The organism is Pedobacter sp. 05T44 (genome assembly GCF_056395985.1).
Genome location: NZ_JBFTKO010000003.1, coordinates 32,175 through 53,540 on the forward strand (window position 1 = coordinate 32,175; position 21,366 = coordinate 53,540).

19 protein-coding genes and 1 tRNA gene are annotated in these 21,366 nt (G+C 38.6%); 5 read left to right on the plus strand and 15 right to left on the minus strand.

From position 1 onward, the window contains the following. Window positions 1–221: 221 nt before the first annotated feature. The 5 genes from AC1DDK_RS06885 to AC1DDK_RS06905 all read right to left on the minus strand — a co-directional run bounded on the left by AC1DDK_RS06885 (window position 222) and on the right by AC1DDK_RS06905 (window position 8,653). Complete coding sequence (locus tag AC1DDK_RS06885) at window positions 222–752, minus strand: ferritin (protein ID WP_172661252.1); 531 nt, start codon at window positions 750–752, stop codon at window positions 222–224. A gap of 101 nt (window positions 753–853) precedes the next feature. Continuing rightward, entirely contained in the window at window positions 854–1,219 is a 366-nt protein-coding gene (locus tag AC1DDK_RS06890) for a hypothetical protein (protein ID WP_048907333.1), read from the minus strand. 284 nt (window positions 1,220–1,503) lie between these two features. After that, window positions 1,504–2,919, minus strand: coding sequence for a SusD/RagB family nutrient-binding outer membrane lipoprotein (locus tag AC1DDK_RS06895; RefSeq protein ID WP_288882230.1), 1,416 nt, complete (start codon window positions 2,917–2,919; stop codon window positions 1,504–1,506). An 11-nt stretch (window positions 2,920–2,930) separates the two neighbouring features. Next, entirely contained in the window at window positions 2,931–6,179 is a 3,249-nt protein-coding gene (locus tag AC1DDK_RS06900; RefSeq protein ID WP_172661254.1) for a SusC/RagA family TonB-linked outer membrane protein, read from the minus strand. A 137-nt stretch (window positions 6,180–6,316) separates the two neighbouring features. Further along, the gene (locus AC1DDK_RS06905; RefSeq protein WP_288882227.1) at window positions 6,317–8,653 is read right to left on the minus strand and encodes a glycoside hydrolase family 95 protein; all 2,337 of its coding nucleotides are present in this window, start codon (window positions 8,651–8,653) and stop codon (window positions 6,317–6,319) included. Between the two features lie 323 nt (window positions 8,654–8,976). On the opposite strand from AC1DDK_RS06905, the gene AC1DDK_RS06910 reads away from it, so the two are divergent. Beyond that, complete coding sequence (locus AC1DDK_RS06910) at window positions 8,977–9,879, plus strand: AraC family transcriptional regulator (RefSeq protein ID WP_172661256.1); 903 nt, start codon at window positions 8,977–8,979, stop codon at window positions 9,877–9,879. A 124-nt stretch (window positions 9,880–10,003) separates the two neighbouring features. After that, a tRNA-Phe gene (locus AC1DDK_RS06915) sits at window positions 10,004–10,076 on the plus strand. A 122-nt stretch (window positions 10,077–10,198) separates the two neighbouring features. Here AC1DDK_RS06915 and AC1DDK_RS06920 read toward each other — a convergent pair. The 3 genes from AC1DDK_RS06920 to AC1DDK_RS06930 are packed head-to-tail and all read right to left on the minus strand — an operon-like array spanning window position 10,199 to window position 10,919. Then, window positions 10,199–10,339, minus strand: coding sequence for a transposase (locus AC1DDK_RS06920; RefSeq protein WP_288882274.1), 141 nt, complete (start codon window positions 10,337–10,339; stop codon window positions 10,199–10,201). A gap of 37 nt (window positions 10,340–10,376) precedes the next feature. Further along, on the minus strand, window positions 10,377–10,661 hold the full coding sequence (locus AC1DDK_RS06925; RefSeq protein ID WP_337717281.1) for a transposase: 285 nt from the start codon (window positions 10,659–10,661) through the stop codon (window positions 10,377–10,379). Window positions 10,662–10,664: 3 nt separating this feature from the next. Continuing rightward, entirely contained in the window at window positions 10,665–10,919 is a 255-nt protein-coding gene (locus AC1DDK_RS06930) for a hypothetical protein (RefSeq protein WP_288882226.1), read from the minus strand. A gap of 186 nt (window positions 10,920–11,105) precedes the next feature. Between AC1DDK_RS06930 and AC1DDK_RS06935 the strand changes: the two genes are divergently transcribed. Next, window positions 11,106–11,546 carry a pyridoxamine 5'-phosphate oxidase family protein gene (locus AC1DDK_RS06935; protein ID WP_337717157.1) on the plus strand — a complete coding sequence of 147 codons (441 nt, stop codon included), beginning with the start codon at window positions 11,106–11,108 and terminating at the stop codon, window positions 11,544–11,546. Between the two features lie 183 nt (window positions 11,547–11,729). Here the strand turns inward: AC1DDK_RS06935 and AC1DDK_RS06940 are convergent, their stop codons facing one another. The 3 genes from AC1DDK_RS06940 to AC1DDK_RS06950 form a co-directional block, all read right to left on the minus strand. Beyond that, window positions 11,730–12,110, minus strand: coding sequence for a PH domain-containing protein (locus AC1DDK_RS06940; RefSeq protein ID WP_288882223.1), 381 nt, complete (start codon window positions 12,108–12,110; stop codon window positions 11,730–11,732). A 257-nt stretch (window positions 12,111–12,367) separates the two neighbouring features. Continuing rightward, window positions 12,368–12,604 carry a hypothetical protein gene (locus AC1DDK_RS06945; RefSeq protein ID WP_288882222.1) on the minus strand — a complete coding sequence of 79 codons (237 nt, stop codon included), beginning with the start codon at window positions 12,602–12,604 and terminating at the stop codon, window positions 12,368–12,370. A gap of 4 nt (window positions 12,605–12,608) precedes the next feature. Beyond that, entirely contained in the window at window positions 12,609–13,751 is a 1,143-nt protein-coding gene (locus AC1DDK_RS06950) for a S1 family peptidase (protein WP_288882220.1), read from the minus strand. Window positions 13,752–14,173: 422 nt separating this feature from the next. On the opposite strand from AC1DDK_RS06950, the gene AC1DDK_RS06955 reads away from it, so the two are divergent. Further along, window positions 14,174–14,584 carry a hypothetical protein gene (locus tag AC1DDK_RS06955; RefSeq protein ID WP_288882218.1) on the plus strand — a complete coding sequence of 137 codons (411 nt, stop codon included), beginning with the start codon at window positions 14,174–14,176 and terminating at the stop codon, window positions 14,582–14,584. 29 nt (window positions 14,585–14,613) lie between these two features. Next, window positions 14,614–15,306 carry a CPBP family glutamic-type intramembrane protease gene (locus AC1DDK_RS06960; RefSeq protein WP_288882217.1) on the plus strand — a complete coding sequence of 231 codons (693 nt, stop codon included), beginning with the start codon at window positions 14,614–14,616 and terminating at the stop codon, window positions 15,304–15,306. Between the two features lie 584 nt (window positions 15,307–15,890). Here AC1DDK_RS06960 and AC1DDK_RS06965 read toward each other — a convergent pair. The 4 genes from AC1DDK_RS06965 to AC1DDK_RS06980 all read right to left on the minus strand — a co-directional run bounded on the left by AC1DDK_RS06965 (window position 15,891) and on the right by AC1DDK_RS06980 (window position 21,364). Further along, window positions 15,891–16,418, minus strand: a complete 528-nt coding sequence (locus AC1DDK_RS06965; RefSeq protein ID WP_288882215.1) for a GNAT family N-acetyltransferase — start codon at window positions 16,416–16,418, stop codon at window positions 15,891–15,893. A gap of 238 nt (window positions 16,419–16,656) precedes the next feature. Next, window positions 16,657–18,513 (minus strand): tetratricopeptide repeat-containing sensor histidine kinase, encoded by a 1,857-nt coding sequence (locus tag AC1DDK_RS06970; protein ID WP_337717161.1) that lies wholly within the window; start codon window positions 18,511–18,513, stop codon window positions 16,657–16,659. 212 nt (window positions 18,514–18,725) lie between these two features. Further along, the gene (locus AC1DDK_RS06975) at window positions 18,726–20,315 is read right to left on the minus strand and encodes an MFS transporter (RefSeq protein ID WP_337717163.1); all 1,590 of its coding nucleotides are present in this window, start codon (window positions 20,313–20,315) and stop codon (window positions 18,726–18,728) included. A gap of 2 nt (window positions 20,316–20,317) precedes the next feature. Further along, complete coding sequence (locus AC1DDK_RS06980; protein ID WP_288882209.1) at window positions 20,318–21,364, minus strand: HlyD family secretion protein; 1,047 nt, start codon at window positions 21,362–21,364, stop codon at window positions 20,318–20,320. Window positions 21,365–21,366: the final 2 nt, after the last annotated feature.

Below are 21,366 nucleotides of genomic sequence, written 5' to 3' on the forward strand. Positions count from 1 at the left end.
AAGTGATTACAAAGCTAGGCCAGGGGACAATTTTTACATCGTTTTCCTCTAAGGTATTTCTCACAGCAGTCTTTTTTCTTTTTATCCTTTTTTTCCTGCTTAGAGTGTTTGTTCTTTTTATGTTTCTTTGACATGGCCTATATTATCAATAAACAAAAAAAGGTACATACTGTTTCATCAGTATGTACCTTAAAATACCAGGGTAAACTGGCTAAATTAGATTAAGCCTCGCTTTCGTATTTAATCTGGCCAACGTGTTTGTCAATCTGCCATCTTCCAGTTCCTTCTTCTCCGATTACATCAAACAATTCAAGGGCACGACGAGCTTTATATTCTTCTTCTCTTTGTTCTCTAAAGAACCAGTTTAAGAACTCAAGAGTTACATAATCCTGTTCTTTATGGCAACGAGCTGCAATGCTTTTAATAGATTGGGTTACGCTAATTTCCTGATCCAAAGCTTCTTCAAAAACCTCACGGAAAGAGTTATATTCAATTTTGATATTTGTGATGTCAGGAGAAATTGCTGTACCTCCCATATCTAAAACATATTTATAGAATTTAAGCTGATGGGCTCTTTCTTCTTCGGCTTGCTTGAAAAAATAATCAGATGAAAAGTCGTATCCATTGCGATTACACCATGAAGCCATAGAAAGATAAATAGCTGATGAGTGGGCTTCTTTTTTTATTTGCTGGTTAATAAGTGTCTCTACATCTGATGAGAGTAAGCACTTTGCGCGAATGATATCTTTCATAATTACTATCGTTTAAATGATATTATAACATCAAAAATAATGCAATAAATTAAGAATAGATAATATTAGAGTAATATGGAAAGATTCTAATTCTAAGTTAATCAGGCAACTATACGATGCAAACGATCGAATATGATGTGATTAAGCTCTAACATTACAAATGTACCTTGTAATAGCTCTTTTAAAGCAATAATTTCCAGGATAGAAAGTACATAGCAATGATCGCAAGCGCAGATAAAAATGATTTCAAGATCTGGTGCTTTGGTGCTATTTAAAAGCAAATTTTCTATATCGATCTGATAAACTGCTTTTTTAAGTTTAAGTAAGTTACGATAATCGAAACGAGCAAGTTTACCGGCAAAATCTATATACCAGCAGTTCTCACTGTCTGATTGATAGATGGCACCTTTGTTAGTATTAAATACTTCTGTAAAATTGATTGAAGGTAGTATAACTAAATCCTGCATGTTCACATTTAAACTCTTGATATTGCAAAGGTTACTATTATTTAGAATTAATCCAAATCGTTTGGTAATTTATTTTAAAAAAATTAAATGATTGGTATTCTGAGCGCCTGGCATTAAAGAGATGAAACCATCATAAGAAGACTTTCTAAAGCTACTACTTACGATGGTTTCTTATTCAGATTTGGCTTGTGTCTCGGTTAATTCAAAGAAAGCATGATTTGCTTATAAAAAGATTTACACAATTGTCTAAATATTAAGCGATTTTGACATAACCAATTTGCGTCTTAAGGCTTATCCCACCATAATCGCCCAGTTAAATCATCGGTACCATTAAATTGTCGCTGGATCGCTTCAGAATAATGTGCTTTGTTGTTAGATGATTCTTCTGTTGGATACGCCTGCCTTCTAGGAATTGCTTTAGCTGGATTACCTACGGGTGAGCTCAGTTCAGGATAACCAGTCCTTCTCCACTCAGCCCATGCTTCAAAGCCGTTCATAAATAAATGAACCCAACGCTGGTAGGCAATTTGTTTAAGGCCATTTGCAGGATTATATTGAATTTCGGCATGTGCTTTCATTTTTGCCAGACCACTAATATCATCATTGTTCCATTGCCTAACGGACTGTTCAATTCCCATGTCGTAATTTGTTTTAGCTTCGACATCTGCCCCTGGAATCCAGTTCATTTTTGCAGCTTCAGCTTTAGCAAAAAGAGCCTGCGCAAAAGTAACCAGGTAAACCGGGGCGTCCTGTTTACGAATAGCTAACCCCAGTAACGAGGGGTCCTTTTTATCAACGCCCTCTACAAGTCCAAACTCTAACCCTGTATAGTCTCCGACTTTATTGGCATCCCCATAAACCTTGAGTCTTGGGTCGTCAAGTGGTTTTATATAATCTACCAATGGTTTGCTTAAAGCCCACCACTTACGGTTTTGGTTTGAAATCTGATCATACCAATAGTTTTCATTAGCCGCATTCGCCAAATGTTTGTAGACAAGATTATCTTCATTAGACTCCATAATACCCGCAGCTAAAGCCTTATTGAATTCCACTTTTCCTGTATTCGGATCTATCTTTGAAAGTCTGAGTGCTATTAATAAATGAAGGGTATTTCCCAGCTTTTTCCATCGCTCCATGTTTCCGTTATAAACAATATCGTTTGAGATATCACCTGCAACAATTTGTGAATTTGCTTCATCCAGTAACTTAAAGAGACTATTATAAATTGACTGTTGTGTATCATAAGCGGGGGTATAATTATTTTTTCCCTTTAAAGCCTCACTAAATGGAACATCTCCCCATCTATCTGTTATATGCCAGAAAAAATAAGCTTTTAAGATCTTGGCAACCGCAAGCTGGTTACTTATGGGCCCCTCTGATGGCACTAAAGATGGAGAAGTTAGAACCGATTCCAGGTTCTGCAACGGGCCTGTATACAGCGTATAAAAGCTGAAGTTAACATTATTATAAAGAGAGAGATCGGGATATAATGCTTCTGACAGAAATTGAGCATAATACTCTCCCTGAGGGGATGAGCTCAAAGTAGGCAAACTAAGCTCTGAGTTTGCTATTAATTGGGTACCAGAGGCAACCGTTGGATTATTTGTATCTCTGTTTATGGATTCGTCGAATTTATTACAACCAGAAAACAAGAACACGGTTGCCGCTACGAATAATACTGATTTATTTATCTTTTTCATGACTGCCTATGTTAAAAGTTAATATTCAAGTTAAGGCCATATGAACGAACTGTGTTCAGTCCTCCCGTTTCAAGCCAGCTGATGGATGAACTTCCACTTGATAGTTCTGATGGGTCCAGTCCTTTTGGTGCTTTTTGCCATATCATAACAGGATTACGTGCAATAAAAGCAAGCTTAAGTGATCGGAAAGGCAGTTTAGAAAACATTTTTTTGTCAAACGTATATCCTATACTTAATTCTCTTAATTTAATATATGAGGCATCATATAGATACTCTTCATACACATTTGTTCCTAGAGTGTTTCTGTAGTAGGCCCTTGCCTCAACATAAGGACTGGCTTCCTGTCCACTAACATCAGTGCCATTTATTACAGTGCCTGGAGCATACACGCCATTAATCTTTATCCCTCCACCCTCAGCTACAGCATCACGAATATTATGTCCCTTGTCATTCATAGCAGCAGTCTCTTCCGCCTGTCCTGATTTTTGGGCAAGCATTTTGGACCAGCTAAAGAATCGGCCTCCTTTTTGGAAATCAATCATCGCCGCTATACTAAATTTCCAGAGGTTAAATGTATTTAGAAATCCGCCAGTGTATTGAGGTAGCACTGTTCCAAAATTATGAGTAGCGGGTGTGTAAAGTGGCATATTATTAGCTCCTAGCAGAATTTTACCAGTTGCAGGATCACGCTGGTAGGCCTGCCCGATAAGGCTTCCGTACGAGCCCAGTTCATAAGAATTAAGGAACACTGACTTACCGGCATAGGTATTTGAGCTAATTGGATAAACCTTTGAATCAGTACCCAACTTTTTAATCAGGTTTTTACTATGTGCAAAGTTAAAAGCAGCATCCCATGAGAAATTTTGAGATCTTATCGGTGACCCATTTAAGGTGAGTTCAACCCCTTTGTTTTCTATCTCACCTGCATTAATTATAGTAGTATTAAATCCAGTTGTACCCGAAACTTTTAACTCAATAATCTGATCCTTATTTTGCTGTTTATACAACGTAAAGTCAACTCCTAAACGATTATTCAAAAACTTCAAATCAAGACCGGCTTCATAAGAATGAGCAAATGATGGTTTTAATTCAGGATTTTTAATATCATCAGGGACATAAATAGTATTTATAGTCCCTAGAGGACCATCATATATACCACCAATTCCATATACAAATGACGTTCTATAAGGACTAACATTTGATCCGGCAATTGCATAACTAAGTCGTACTTTTCCATATGAAAGCGGTTTCCATTTTAACAATTCGCCGAAGACCATGCTACCCGAAACCGATGGATAGTAGTAAGAATTATTCTTTTTAGGCAAGGTGGATGTATTATCATTTCTGATTGATGCATCTAAATAATAGATGTTTTTATATCCAAAAGATGCCATTGCATACAAGCTTCGTATCTGTTGCCTAAGTAGGTACGACGTAACAGTAGGCCTATCCTTTGAGGCCGCAATATTATAAAAGTCGGGACTAATTAAACCCCCTTCTGTTTTTTCAAGTAAATAGTTATACTTACGGGTATAAATATTAGAACCAATATTGGCAGCTAATGAAAAGTCATCCCAGCTCTTATTATACTGACCAAGAAATTCATAATTCATTTCTTTGTTCTGGTATTTGCCAGTAGAGAATGAACTTAAATAACGACCACCTACGGCAGACCGCTCCTCAATATTCTGAATATAGCTATCAGTTCTGACAAAGCCGCTTAATTTCAATTCAGGCAAAACCTGATAAGTTAAACCAATATCACCAAATATGCGATCTCTATCATCATTATTTAGGTTCTCATTCGCTTCAAAATACGGATTATTCCAGTATAAAGGCTGGTAGCTATCTAACGAACCATCGGAATTAGGCACATCCAAGTTCCAGTGCAGAAACGTGCCGTCAGCGTATTTATAGTCTTTCAAACGTTTCATATCTATATTCCGTTGAAACCACTGCACAAAGTTTCTTGACCCTCCATCATATCCTTGTGAAGGTCTTTGACCTTTATTACCTGCGTAATTTATGTTAGCAGATGCCGTAAGCTTAGTTGTTACATCAAGGGAAGCATTTAGTCCTAGATTGTTTCTTCTAAGCCAGGTATTTGGTTCAATTCCATTTATATTTCCATTGGTATAACTTAGCCTGAATGTTGAATTTTCTCCACCTCCGGAAACAGATATGCTATTCACCGCATTGTTTCCTGTTTCAAAAAAATCCTTAATATTATTAGGATGAGGAACAAACGGAGTTTCCTGTCCGTATGTAGGATCCTGAGGATAGAAACTGAATACTTGCCTAACTGGTGTACCATCCATTTTTGGGCCCCAGCTCTCATCATAATCCATCTGAACATATTTCTGGCCATTATCAAGCGTATTCCAGGTTTGTTTAGAACCTGCCCCATATAAATTTTGCATTGGCATCAGATTCCCAACCTTTTCAATTGAAAATGCAGAACTAAATTGAACATCGACTTTTTTAGGTCCTTTTGCTCCCTTTTTTGTAGTGATCATTATAACGCCATATTGCCCGCGTAACCCATAAAGCGCTGATGCTGCTGGCCCTTTTAATACGTTCACTGATTCAATATCGTCAGGATTTATATCCTGAGCAACGTTTCCATAATCAGCACCGGTATAACTTCCATCACTACCTGAAGCACCTCCCCCACCATTAGAGAAATTACTGTTAGATATCGGTGTTCCATCAACCACTATTAAGGGTTGATCTGAGCCTGCAAGGGAATTAACCCCACGGATTTTAATCTTTTGGGTACCCCCCATGCTGGCTCCTGATGACCCTACAACTTGCACTCCTGCAATTTTACCGGCAAGGGAACCAATTACATTCTGCTCTTTGGTAAGCGTTAGGTTATCACCTTTTACCTCCTGAGTGGAATAACCAAGAGAGCGCTCACTTCGTTTAATACCCAGAGCAGTTACTACCACTTCTGATAATGACTCAGAGTCTTGCATCAATGAGATATTGATTTCGGTACGACCATCAATAGCTACTTCCTGACTAATAAACCCAAGGTATTTTACAACAAGAGTTGTGGCATTTGCAGGGACTGAAATACTATAAGAACCGTTGGATTGGGTTGAGGTGCCAGTTGAAGCACCTTTAACGAGCACGCTTGCGCCCGGAATTCCTGTTCCGTTACTTGCATCCATTACCTTACCCCTGATAACTTGCTGGGCAAAACTATAAAATGCGAGAAAAAAGGAACAGGAAAAAATTAGGGAAAATTTCTTCATGTCGGTTAGTTTTTAGGTTTGTTAGAGAAAAATACTAAAAAAAATGAAGAAAATGCGACTAACCTGATCAACTCAGATCAAAACAGGGTTAATCTTTATTAAAATACATCACAAATTGATTGTAGCTATCAATTTTATTACAATCTGGAAGCCATTATCTCACTGATCTTTCCATTTACCTTAACTTTTACCCTTTTTGGATGGTTTGAGCTGATGCGATAACTGATAATCTTACCCTCTTTCCAACTCATATCAACTGTAAAATTTCCTCTTGCTCTTAGACCTTTAATCGATCCGTAAGCCTTCCAGGCATCAGGCACAGCGGGCAAAAGATCAATAAAGCCGTCATGACTTTGTATTAGCATCTCTGCGATTCCTGCTGTTGCGCCAAAGTTTCCATCAATTTGAAAAGGAGGACCTGCCGAAAGCATATTAGGATAAACACCACCACCTGCACCGTAGTTGATATCAGTTCTCAAGGTGGGTTTTAAAATCTCTTTAAACAGCTTAAATGCGCGATTCCCATCATGTAGTCTGGCCCAGAACAATAGTTTATAAGCAATGGTCCAGCTAGGGCCATCATCGCCTCTTACTTCAAGTGTTTTTTTTGCTGCCTCAGCAAGATCTGGGGTTGAAAGAGGTGTAATTAATGACGCTGGGTATAAACCATATAAATGTGATATATGACGGTGCTGTAAATCTGTTTCTTTATAATCTTCTATCCATTCCTGAATTCTTCCATCCTTACTGATTACCCCTGCCGGAGGAACAGATTTCAGTTTTTCCTGCAGTTCGTTTCTAAACTCTGCGTCTACATTTAAAAGCTTTGAGGCTGTAATTACATTAGTAAACAATTCTCTTACAATCTGATTATCAATGGTAGGTCCCATGGATATACTTGCCGTTTTACCATTTGGAAGATAGAACGTGTTTTCGGGCGATACCGATGGCGAGGTTACTGACCAACCAGTTTTTGGGTCTTTTATCAATACACTTTTATAGAATTTAGCAGAGCCTTTTAAAACCGGGTAAATACTTTTTAAATAATTAACATCCTGGCTAAAAGCATAGTGATCCCACAAATTATTACACAACCAGCCTGATCCCGCATTTGTTGCCCCCCATGAGGCACTCTCTCCTGGCTCTGTAAAGCCCCACACGTTGGTAATAACGTGGGCAATCCAGCCATCGGCATTGTAATATGCCTTTGCGGTTTTCTCTCCTGGTTTTACAAGACTCTTAACCAATTCTGCCAGTGGCAAATTCAATTCTGAAAGGTTTGATACTTCAACCGGCCAGTGGTTCATTTGCACATTCACATCTAAATGGTAATCGCCATTCCATGGTGTATTGATTTGGTTTGCCCATAACCCCTGAAGGTTTGGGGGAAGCAAGCCTACTCTGGTACTGCTTATACTTAAATACCGACCAAATTGAAAAAATAAGACAGGTAAAGATTTATCATCTGCAAAGTTCTTATAAAAGAGGTCTAACCTTTTATTAGTGGGAAACTTAGCTGATTTTCCCTGTCCCAAATCTATATTTACTCTTTTAAAAAGCTTGGCATAATTTAAGATATGTTTCCCTTTTTGGAGTTCATAAGGAGTTTTTAAAGCAGCAGATAACAATTGCTTTGTTTTCTCTTTAAATGCAAATCCTTTAAAATCTGTTGCAGCAGAAACGTAAATAACTAATTCTGTTGCATTTTTTACAATAAGAACATTCCGATCTACTGTAACCTTTCCCCCCTTCAACTTTGTATTTACCCTGGCCTGATATTGCATCCCCTTGCCATCAGTCCCATTATCAAGTTGACCATACATTTGCAATTCAGTTCCCTCGGTTTTTACTACTGATTTTTCTGATCTGCTAATAGAGATTTTGCAATTTAATTTTCCGGGTTTATCAGCTGTTATTTTGATCACATCAATATCCCCACTAAAGCTTGTAAAATACTCTCTTCTATAGTTTACTCCATCTACTTTATAGCTGCAGTTGGCTATCGCTTTATCCAGAGATAATTCTCTGTGATATGCTTCAGGAGTTATTTCGTCAGGCTTTAGGTTTCCGTAGTTAAAGTCAATTTCGAGATTTCCGAGCACCTGGTATTTGCCCCATTTTTCGCCTCCAGAACCCAGTCCTTTACAAACAAAATCTTTATTTACAAGATCCTGGGCTTCATCGTTTTTTCCTTGAAGTATCAACTCTCGTATCTTCGGCAAACTTTTGTAAGCTTCGTAATTATTAGCATCCTGAGGACCACCCGACCAAAGTGTAATGTCATTTAATACAATCTTCTCTTTCGATATCCCGCCGTCTGGAGTCATACCTAATCTTCCATTACCTAGAGGCAAAGTTTCTTCCCATATTTGTGCAGGTTTGTCGTACCATAAATTTAATGGCTTTTGTTGCGCGCTAACTTTTAAAGTAGCATAGGCTGTTAAAAAAAATAGCGAAAATAGTCTTCTAGTCATTCGGTTTGTTATACTTGGTTGCTATATGAAGGTAAAAGTAGCTGGTCTTGATTTCTTTTAAAATGTACAAACTTTAAAAAAGAATGGATTAAACTATCTTATCTCTGTTGAAAAAGTTAAGGATTAAACAAAAATAGACGACAGACACAAATAAAAAAATAGCAAAAACATTCATCGACATGAACTATTCACTTATCAATAGCATTATCATATCTTAAGAATACACTAATAAAATACTATTGCTAGACTAAGAATGATCAATCCCATCAAATAGCAAACCCAAATAAGAAGAATAATCCCTATACTTGTTAGATACATGACACATGAACGAGAAAAAAATACAAGATGGATTTGAGGGAGAAAAATACATCAGTATCCCAGCCTCTGCGTGGAAAAGTGTAATTAAGGGTAATCGCGTAATGAATCAACTATATGTTACCTATATCGGTTATTTCCCAAAAGCGGCTTACCATTATAGAGAAAGACCCGAGGGCTGTACCGATAATATACTGATCTATTGTACCAGAGGAAAAGGATGGTTCATCATCAATGACAAGCGCTTAGATGTTGGTCCGAATGAGTTTATTATTGTACCAGCTACAAAAGTAGCCATGAGTTATGGAGCAGACATAAATGATCCATGGACAATTTATTGGGTACATTTTAGTGGGAAGGACATCGATACTTTTAACAAGGAATTTAACATTAATCTTTATGATGGTGCACAGCAAATTTTATTGAATGAAAAGGGCATCCAAATTTGGGAATCCATGTACCAAAATTTAGAACTTGGTTATAGCAAAGAAAATCTAACAAATACAAATTTATGCATGTATCATCTTCTGGCTACTTTTCTTTATCCCGAAAAGCATAGTAGCGTTAAAGTTCAGGATGAAAAGAATATGATTAAGGAAACTGTGGCGTACATGAAGAGCAATTTAAGTGAGAGACTTACGGTCGAAGATCTTGCGAGTAAAAACAACTTGTCTACCTCACATTTTTCAAAAATGTTTAAAAAGTCTACAGGTATGTCTCCAATGGATTACCTGATTCACCTGAAATTGCAAAGGGCATGTGTACTCCTATACAATTCGGAAACCAAAATAAAAGAGATAGCTACTTCTCTTGGTTATGACGATCCTTTTCATTTTTCACGATTATTCAAAAAAAGTATGCGCATTTCTCCAAATCAGTACCGGACCAACAGAAGGAAAAAGCTTGGATAGAGAATAACAAAAAAAAATAAACACACAGATAATCAACTACTAATGCGACAAAGTGAAATTATTTTAAAAAAAGATTTTGTCATCCAAAAAAAGACACTACATTTGCAATCCCAAACGGGAAGTAGGTACGGTAGCTCAGTCGGTAGAGCAATGGACTGAAAATCCATGTGTCGCCGGTTCGATCCCGGCCCATACCACTACTTAGAAAAGCTCAATTTCATAACGAAATTGAGCTTTTCTGCTTTAAAAGGCACATTTCCGCTCCAATTTCAATGGGATCAATCCCAAAACTTGTGGAGCGAGAATGATTTTTTGCTTGCTAAGCATATAGTTGAGTTAGTCTGTACAGGAAGAATTCTATGTTTTTCACACCCCTAAATAGATTTCTAAACGCCTTTATTTTTGCGTTAAAAGATTCCGCTGAAGCATTGGTAGATTTGTTGTCAAAGTAGTTGAGAATAGTTTAATAGTGGTTTTGTATCGAGCGAGCAATTGTATTAAATGCTTTGAAACCTGTTTGCCTGAGGAAAACAACGTTTGCAGATCAATTCCATATTACCTGCCCTATCCAGGGTAACTTCAGTTACTTTTTTTCTTGCTCTTTCCGGAATCTTTTTCAGTACTGAAATGACGGTTTCCGCTTTGGTGCCTGCTACAATGGTAACAATGGCTCCTTTCTTACCTTTTGCTGCTTTGTTGATAAGGATCGTGTAAAGTTCACCATGAGAAAGACTAGTTTCGTCTATAGAAAGCTGTTCACCCAGGTTTTCTGGATATAACAGCCATTATTTTGCATGTGATTTCTGGTCCCAGCTCTTAAAATCACTAAGGTAATCACGATATTGCCGAAGTAGGTTTTTAGCCTTTACCCCATAGAATGAACTGATCGTATCAACCCTATTCGGGGCTGTAACAATTGCGGAATGCAGGTCATTTGCTGAAGTTTTCAATTTGAAACCGCGAATGCGAATCATGATAAAGATGAAATAAGGGAAGAAAGGAAAAAGCAGTTGTTCACTCCTTAAGCTACATAACCTCATTCAGAATTTTGAGCTTGCTAAATACCTCACTAAAAGTGATATAGATCATATTTATTTCCATACCTTCTTTCCATATTTGATTTAGGATACGCTTATATAAGAATAAATAGCTGGATTAAACAAACATCAATATGGCAATTGTTTACTGAAAATTAAATTGGGTTTAAAATTTATCAATCATAGAAAATGTTAGGAGACCTTAATAAAAAAGAGCTTATTGATTTACTGGAAAGCCAGGTGATTGGCAGGATCGGTTGCCATTCCGATGGTGAAACGTATGTAGTACCGGTTAATTATGTGTACAAAAACAACGCGGTTTATGCGCATTCGGGGAATGGAAAGAAAATTAAGATGATGCGTGCCAATCCAAAGGTATGCTTTCAGGTAGACCAGATCAAGGATACCTTTCGCTGGAAAAGTGCTATTCTTTGGGGAGATTTTGTTGAACTGACTGGTGAGGAACGTCAGCAGGCCATGCAGGGTATTATACACCGGATTATGCCTTTAACCAGCCGGCCCTCACAAGAAACCTCGCATGGAATTCAGACTGAGGAACACACCAGCCTTGTCGTATTCAGAATCGACCTGACAAAAGCTACCGGAAAATACGAAACCCATAACTTATGATCATAATTTCGTTTCACCTGTGATAGGAGAACATTTAAATGCCTCTATTTTCAAATATTTATGGTCATACCAGTCCTCCAGGTCCGGTAAGGTCAAACCCTTAAATGGAATATAAGCCGCATCTGTCTAAAAGGGATCAATTGCTGCCGGACTTCCCGCTTTTTCTTTTTCCCGGAATAGAAACTATCCTAAAACATGATGTGCAAGTACTTTCTGTACCTCAAAAACATTCACTGATTTATTGAATTTCTTACGGATACTTGGAATAGTTTCACTGGATACCCAGATTTTTAATTCCGCATCCAGGTCAAAAGTACCAGCTGTTTCCACACTAAATCTGCTAATCGCTTTATATGCAATAGAAACATATTCCGTCTTGCTTCCCGTCAATCCCTGAACATCAACAACGATCAGTCTTTTATTGGTAAAGATGAAAGTGTCCCTTATCAATTTAAACCCCATTTCGATCTCTTCATTAGCTGTAAGCAGTGTCCCGTAGTTTTTCCTTACCTCGTTCTGACTTACCGCGCCGGCATTGCCCATTAATGCTGAAAATAACCCCATATTGTATATATTTTTAACTGATTTAAAATTAGAGGTAGCAAGAGGAATAAAGTTACAGTACGTCCGATATTTTGAATTTATTTTTCATAGGCTACCACTTGATAGGCACAATTAAAAATGGCAAACAAGTCCCTCTAACACTTTCCGCTGAAGAACTGTTTGAGGGTTATCTGGCTTGTTTTACGATTCATTGTATCATCGTATATACTGATCAGTTTGAGCATCCAAACCTGAAGTTTACTTTGACGGTTGAGCTGCTATTCATTACGAAATTCCCGCTCGGTAGTTTGCCCTTGGCATCGGCATACAATATCCCCGAAAAACACTAAAAAACCATTGTGCCCGCCATTGACCTTCGTAGCCTTCCACAAAAGCCTGCTCGTATTCGCATCCAGTTTGTAAACAATCGGCTTGGCAGCTGGCTGCTGCCTTGCCATAGTTGTATTTGCCAAGCAGAACAGTACGGCCAATAACACTAAATATTTCTTTTTCATTTTTTTAAGGTTTAGCATTTAATTTTTCCAGCGCGGCATGAGCCTCATTGTCTTTACTGTCATTTGATTTTACCGACTGTTGATACGCGGCTATGGCACCAGTATTATTTCCAACCGCCAGCTCCGCTTTGCCCAGCAAGTTATAATTCTCATAAAAATGGAGGTTCACTTTGATGTTAAACTTCAGGATCGCCACAGCATCTTCATTGCGCCCCTCAGCCAACAGCTTTTCTGCAGTTTCCCTCAGGCCATTGCGGTTTGGGCTGCGCAAATTGTACACATAATAATTCTTTGGATCTTTAACCAGATTCTGATACAGCTTGGTCGCCGCCCCAACACCATCTTTGATTACTGTATTGTAAACCAATTCCCCATAATCCTTTTTTGGCTCATTAAGCCCCGGTTTGTTATCCAGCACATCCTTTAGGTATTCATTGGAGATCGCTACAGAAACATTCCCAACCTTAGAACCCGCACTGCCCGTAATGATCCCGATCAGGTAACCATTGGCATCAATTACCGGCGAACCACTGCAGCCGCCCTTATGCGTCTTCATGTCCCGCTCAATGAGGATATCCATTCCGTATTTCTGATATACTTTTCCTTCATGAACCGTACACAGGCTGTCATCATAGGCACAACTCAGAATATAGACCTTCTCTCCCGGCTTCACTTGTGTATAGCGGGGTTTCAAGGGGTATAAATTTGACGAACTCTTTTTCACTGTAAACACAATCCAGTCCCGGTCCTGTATGGTAGAGCCCTTAGCCTCCAGCACTTCATTCGGGTCTTCATTCAGCAATTTGCCGATCACCGCCGAATCCTGTGTATCACCTTTTGGCCTCATCACCCATTCCTTAAGCGCAGCATTGACTTCAGTCGCCTTGCTTTGTTTATTTTTTGCGATCCAGAGGATGTGCTTGCCAGTCGCCGCCAGCGTGTCCTTACCATTGTCAATTAAAAAACCCGTACCCGCATACTTAAAAGAAGGATGAACGTAGCGGTCACCATTTTTAAACTGCACCTCGTTGATCAGCGCAATCTTCGGCCACTCAGAAATCGGCTTGTCTACCCAGCTTTCCTTTTGCTGGCCATAACCCGCCAGCGAAAAGCACATTAGCATCTGAAATAATAAATTAGTTTTCATCTGAATATAGTTATTTACCCAAACCTAATTTAAACAGCCCATTTCGGCATCAACAACATTGTAAAAAGAATTGTAAAAAATGTAAATTCAGATTAAATAGTGCCGCTATCATCTTTAAGAACCAATTTCGGTATGTTTCTCAGCTGAGTGACAGCAGTAAGACACAAGAGAAACAAAACAAATAAATAATACTACTAAATATAAATATCTCAAATCTATCTATTTGATCTATTCAAAATCCATTAGCTATCGCAAGTATCGACCTCCCCATTCGTCAACACCTAGGTAGTAAAGTTTAACAAAAAATTATATAAATCCGATCCAAAGATCGTCTGGTTCTCAAAAGGTTATAAAAAAAACTTAAGCATTTAAAGAACCGAAAAGAATATCTAAATTCATTTCCAATATCCTATCTTTAGTGCATGAAAACGCTTTTATTGATTTGTTTATTGGTGTCCACTTCCTTTGGGTTAAAAGCTCAGGAAGTCGAGATCGATCAGGTGATTGGCCACTGGGAATTAAAGGATATTCCTAAGGCTGCCGGGAAAGAAGTTGTTCTGGTAGATTCTGTTTATGATGGACGAGCTTTTGAAAATCATACTTTACTGAATGTTGGTGGCAATTTCCCAAATCAGCTGATTTCGGTGTTCATCGATAAAAAGGATTATGACAAATTTGGCGGGGATGTCTTGAAATTATACCAGCACAAAAAGATCAGTGTACACGGTAAGCTATCTCTGCATAAGGATAAACCTCAGATAGTGGTTACCGATCCTAAGCAGCTGAACAACCACCTGAGCTGGAAACAAAAAGTGCTCAATGTGATCTTCTAATTATTGCTGTCTTTTTATTTTTCTGATACATGCTGGAATCGCTCTCTGCCTATTTGCAATATTTAAAGTCCCCACGCTTACTTGTTTTAAGTAAGGACAAGAAAATGCTATGGAAGGATTTGTTATGGTTATTAGTTTTAGATATAGCATTTGCTACGCTCATAGGAGTAATCTACTATACGCTACTGCATTTCAAATTAATCAGGGAATATGAAGAATTCGACATCTTTAAGTATGGGTTTCTCCTGGCTATGTTCTTCGGTGTTGTATTTGCCCCGATTTCTGAGGAATTGCTATTCAGATGGCAATTGCGTAAACCTAAATGGAGTATCTTATTTGTATTGATCTCTCTTGAAATCGTAGCCTGGACTTTTACTAAGAATGACTATGCATTATTTTTTACTGCCATTGGATTGTTGCTGATTGGCCTAACAACTGTTTTGGTAATGAGCAAATTGAACAGATTGAAGAAAGTGAAGGTCTTCAGGATGTATTATGTTTTCTTATTTTATTATACAGCCATATTATTTGGATACGTACATATCACAAATGCCAAGGGATTGACCCTGGCAGACCCAACATTCATTTTTTACATTGGCTCCCAGATTTTTGGAGGTTTAACCATGGGGTATCTTAGAGTGAAGTATGGTCTAAAATACGGCATCTTACTACATGCAACCTTTAATTTGATTGCGGTTCCCCTGGCTTGGTGGATGTCTTAGAATTTGTCTAGTTTATTGTATTGACGCGAAGCCGGATTTTTTATTAAGCAGTGATAAGATTTTCGCTGAAGAACTGTTTGAGTGCTATCTGGCTTGTTTACGATTCATTGTATCATCGTGTGTCTTGGGGACTATTCCATATGTGGCCACCTCTTTCGCGGAATGTGGCCTAATATTACGGCCCAAAATGATCAGTCGATTTCGCTGAAAAGTGGTCAATAGGCTCATTTTAAGCTGTTTTTAGCCTCGAGAAAAGCACTATGGAGATAGCTCATTTTGATCATCAACAATCAAAACGCTAAAAACAAAAAAGCTTGTCTAAGAAATGGCTAAGGTTGAATTTTAAATCGAAACAAGCTTATTATCTCGATGGTTCCTTTGTGTTTTTTGCGGGAACTAACATTGATCATGATTCTCGTCTATATGTTAGTGGATCCGACGGCTTTAATCATCAGCAAGCTTTAATGAACACTTAATTCATTGATTTTACATTACTCGCCTCATTTTAAAACCACCAAAATTGGGGAAGAACCACTATCTGAGAAATATACATGTTGCTTTACATAATCTTTTACTTTCCATAATTACCGTGATGCAAAACTTTGCAGGTCAATTTCAAAACGACAACAATTCGGTTCCTTTTGATAATGAACCGGCAGGTCTGCGGTGTCAGTCAATTTAACTATTCCTAAAAAATTAAATCCCGCCGAGGTATAATGCGCTATAAGTTTTGTGTTGTTACCCAGTGTGTCTAAACGTACAAATCTTTTGCCCAGTTGTCTTGCATACTCCCTGGACCATTCTACGATTTTCTCTATGTATCTGTTCCCGCGTAATGTCGGGTTTGTGCAGATCCGGTGGATGTAAATCGCATCATTCCTGTCTTCTTCTCCCCAGATCTCCTTGTCTTCAAAGGTAATGGCCCAGTTGCAGGCGATTAAATTGTCCTGGAGGATTTTCCATTGCCGGTTTTCTGTGATTTCATTTTTAATGAATGTGTTTTTAAAAACTGGCCAGACTACCATTTCTTTCTGAATTTGCAAACTCCTTGCCGCTTCATAAAGCGATTGAATTTCAGCTACGTCAGTTATTAAACAATTCTTAATCTCCATATCTTATATTTTTTCAAAGGCAATATCTGTATAAATGGAGGATTTATAAAATCCGTATCTTGCTAAATGTGATTTAACTACGGGCTGGGGTACAGGAAAACTTTCAGAATAATCAGGGGAATCTATAAGAATAAGAAGCGAATAGAAGAACAATCGACTTTTAATGTGGCGAAAAAAATTGCGAGGTTAAATTACATTTCAATACCGATCAGGAAACTCATTCAATATCAATAATTGATTATACTTTGGCGGGAATTGTATAGGAGAATACTGCCCCGTGTGGCGTTGCATTCTTAGCCCAGATTCGCCCACCAAGCTTTTGAATAAAATCCTTACACATGGAAAGCGCTATTCCTGCGCCGTGCTGTGTAGATGAACCGAAATTGCTGGATATTGAAAATAGTTTGCTGATGGTTTGTTCATCCATCCCCTGACCCTGATCTGCAACAGATACAATCATTGAATTGTTTTCCAGTGTATAGGTAATCACAATTTCGCCGCCCTCCGGGGAAAATTTAATGGCATTGGACAGTAAATTCCGGTTAACAAATTGTAGCATTTCTTTATCCGATGTTGCAGTTACATGCTTTGGAATTTGATTAAACACTGTTATTTTTTTCGCTTTTAGTTGTTCCGAAACAATATCTGCTGATTCGCAGAACAGATCATGGAGCACGAGTGTTTCTGCTTTATACTGGTAACCAGACAACTGCTGCTTGATCCATTGCAAGATGGTGTCAAATGATTCCAGCATACCCCTGGCTTGCCTTTCTATATCGCCATAAAACTGTTCCATTTCTGTTTTTGTAAATTCAGGATTGTCTTTCATTAAGCCTGCAATGCCTATTGTAGAGACAAGTGGTGTTCTGAAATCGTGAGCTAAAATAGAAAAGAGTTTATTTTTGAATTCATCAGCTTGCTGCAAGGTTTTATTTTGCTCCAGAATTTTTAGATTAAGCTGCTGCAGCTCACGCTCGTGTTTACGCGAAATCTGGTATAAACGATAAATGAAAAGCAGTAAGAATAAACCGGCCACACAAACCGAAACCAGCAACCATATTTTGGTCTTGTTATTTTTGTTTACCATACTTAAAACAGCATTATCACCTTGCATCGCGTTGTACTTAATGTAGTCCCCAACAAATTTTTTCAGCTTCTGGTTCTCTTCTGCCATCGCCCCTTCAAGTAACTTCTGAACATTGATGATTTGATCTTTATTACCCTTCAATGTAGTATGGGCTAAAATATTCGTCAGTATAGGTATTAATTCCAGGACATAGTCCTTTTCTTTGGCCAACTGATAGCTACGCCAGGCATAATGCAAAGCGCTGTCGGGCTGGTTAGCATAATAGTTGCTATAAGCGCTAAGTATGTAAATTTCCTGATCATCAAGCTCATATTTTTGTGCTTCGGCCAAAGCACCGCCAAGCAGCTTCAGTGCTTCTGCAGAACGGCCTTTTTTTACTAAAAAATCGAATTCTAACTCCTTTACAGCAATTAGCACCCGGTGATCTTTGTACATGGATGCAATTTCCCTGGTTTTGTTAATGTAATACTGGGCACTGTCATTTGAAAGAGACGGATTGCTCATGCAATAATTTGCGTACACCAGGCTCATGATGCTATCTCTTCTTCCTGTCCTAATAACCTGTCGAAAAAGATCAAGGCCTTTTGTAGAATCACCAAGACTCAAATATACATTCCCCATGTTCATTACGACCTGACTCATATTTGCGGTATCCCTTTGAATCTTGTAATCAGATAAAGCCTGAGTGTATAGTTGAAGCGACTCTTGATACATTCCCCTAATATAAAGTACAGAAGCGATTACATTATCCGCATCTGCCTTTCCCTTAGGATATTGCAATCTGGTAGCCATAGCTTTAGACATCATACCATAATAAAGGCTACTATCAACATTCTTCATGTGATAAAGCATCCCCAGACGATTTATGGAATTGACATAACTAATGCTGTCTTTAATGAAGGGCAGCTTTTGCTTCTCTGCTCCTATTAGATTAGACTGTCCCTGCACGGTGCCATAACAAAATAGCAGAATCAGTAAAAGATTGTGTATTAATTTTGATGGGCGCATGATTTCTGTACAAATAGCTTAAACTAATTTATTATTAATTTCAACAAATACTGCCAACTAAAAATCCTGGCGTCTGTTCATTTCATTTATTTACAGGTATTTTGTCTTTCTATTTAGGTTAATAAGCAATAATTTTCCATCATAAAAAATTCCAGATAAAAATCGGATAAAAAAATGGTTACAGAATTTGCACACGCTTATTTAAAAATGGCCTAATAAGGAATATTGCTCTTTTTTAACCGTAAAACGACCTTTTGAATCTGTGGTGTAAAAATCAGAATAACAATTACTATCAGGACGCCAACGAGCATCAAATCATAATAATCGCGTGTAGAACGAGTCAATATCTGTTCCCGGACAAAATTATTGAAGTAACCTGTCGATACGCCTTTCGCTGTATAGGCGTCGCTACCGGCATTCATATAGCTGCTTTGTATATCCAACAAAGTAACAGGAAGTTGTGCGGCCGTCTCGATCAGCGCTTCACGGAATTTCTCCCTAACCGCAGATCTGGTATATAATTGGAGTTCATTATTAATAGCGAGACTGGTAGTAAAACCGATAAAACGCGCGAAAATACCAATCAAGGAGGCGTTTATCGCAATTTTTGGTGGTGCTGCGGATGTGGTGAATGAAACAATTGGAACAAATAATACGCCTGTTGCAATACCGTATATAAACATAGGGAGGATAAAATCAATCGTTTCACCCTGAACGGATATAAAATTCAGCATGTATACGTAATACAATGCCATGATCCCAAAACCGGCTATGATCATCCTTATCAGGTTATAGCCCATCAAGATCAACCGGGAGGTAACAAACATACTCAGGACGGTTCCCGCGATCACAGTTAACCATATTGGGATAGTGCTGAGGGGATCATTGCCCAGGACATTTTCCAGATAACCATAAGTAAGTCCCGTACTTCCTTTAAAAATATAAAATGTGAAAAGCAAAAGTAGTCCGAGGACGAAATTCTTTGCCTTGAAAATTTGTAAGTTGATCAATGGCCGCTTGATTTTTCGTTCCCTGATGATAAAAAGGATTAGGATCATTGAACTACTTAAGCTCAGCAGAACGATTATCCGGCTGCTGAACCAGCCCAGCTGCCGTCCGTAAATCAGGATGTATCCCAATCCTAAAATAAAACATACATAAAAAAGATACCCCATCCAATCTATCTGGTAAAGCGGAACCTTTTTTGTAAACCTGGCTTTGCTGCTCATCGTCAGCAATACAATAAGGGCCAGGATGATGAGCAGGATATTGAAGCCATAGAATAACCAGTTGAAATCAAAATAATGAAGTACCATACTGGAATAGATCGAATAAAGTGGAACGGATATCTGTATACCGCAATACAGAATGGAATAAGCGATGACCCTTGCACGTGTAGATTTTAATCTTGGAAATATCAGATTCAATACGATTCCCGACATGAGTGCACAGGTAATTCCCTGTACGAACTGACAGATGATGAACGATGTCCAATTCCTCATATGAAAGCAGATGACGGAACACGCCGCGTTGATGGCAAGTGCGACCAGCAGGCATTTCCTTGGCGAAAAGTATTTCACTATACGAAAATCCAGTGCCAGGAAAGCCACTGTTGAACCATAAATAACAATCATGGCGTATTGAACATCATTAGGTTGTATGCCATAGAAACCCATTGCCGCGGCAGGGCTGCTGTATAAAGCAAAACTAAACAGGCAGGTCATCAGGATGGCGAATATTACAGATCTTGCCATCCATTCTGGTACCCAAAATTTAAAGACGGGGATTTCATGTGGCTGCATCACTAATCCCTTAAAATGTAAACATTGGCATTCATTCCTGCAGAGAGTTTAGCGAGTTTTTCCGGCTTGTCGGTGAACCTGATCCTGACTGGTATACGTTGTGTGATCTTGACGAAATTACCGGTCGCATTGTCCGGAGGGAGAAGCGAATAACGAGCGCCTGTGGTTGGAGAAAGTGATTCTATGGCGCCGTTAAATTTTTCACCCGGAAAAGCATCCGTTTCTATCATAACATTTTGATCCGTCCGGAAATGGCTGATCTGTGTTTCCCTGAAGTTGGCGATCACCCATTTTTCTTCTGATCTGTTGACTAAAAATGCCAGCGTTTGGCCAGGCTGTATCAATTGTCCTTCCTGAATGGCTTTTTTCCCCATCTGCCCGTCAAATGGAGCTGTAACGACCGTATATCTGACATCAAGCTCCTGCCTTTCAAGCAGGGCTTCCTTGAGCTTGATTTCCGCTGCTATAGCCGCACGCTGTGCTTTAATGTCATTCAGCTTGGATAGAGATACCTGCAGGGAAGCTTGTGCCTGATCAAGATCAGATTGCGTGATCAACAAAGAGGTGCTAATGTTATCGAATTTTTGCTGAGTAGTAGATTCATCAGCCAATAACTTTTTATAGCGATCGAATTCTCTTTGCTGCTGATTTAGCTTTGCTTTTGCCCCTGAGAGCTGCGCTTTGATGACCTGAATGCTTCTGATTTGCGTTTCCTCATTGGAAGCTAAAATGGGTAATTTGGCCCGCGAACCCATTAATTCTGCTGAAGCGGCATTCCTTTTAAGTGCATATTCGTCAAGCGCAATGATCACAAGCGTATCTCCTTTTTTAACTTGCTGATTGTCTTTGTAATAAATTTTACTGATATAACCGCCGACTTTTGCATTTACAGGTGATAGATAAGCGTCTATTTGGGCATCGTTGGTGTATTCGTAGCGGTATCCTTTTAGAAAATAGATGACGCCCCAGGAAATGATTGCCACCAACAGAAAGATGCCCAGCCACTTGGTTATCACTATGATCATTTTATCTATTTTAATTTTGTCCATGA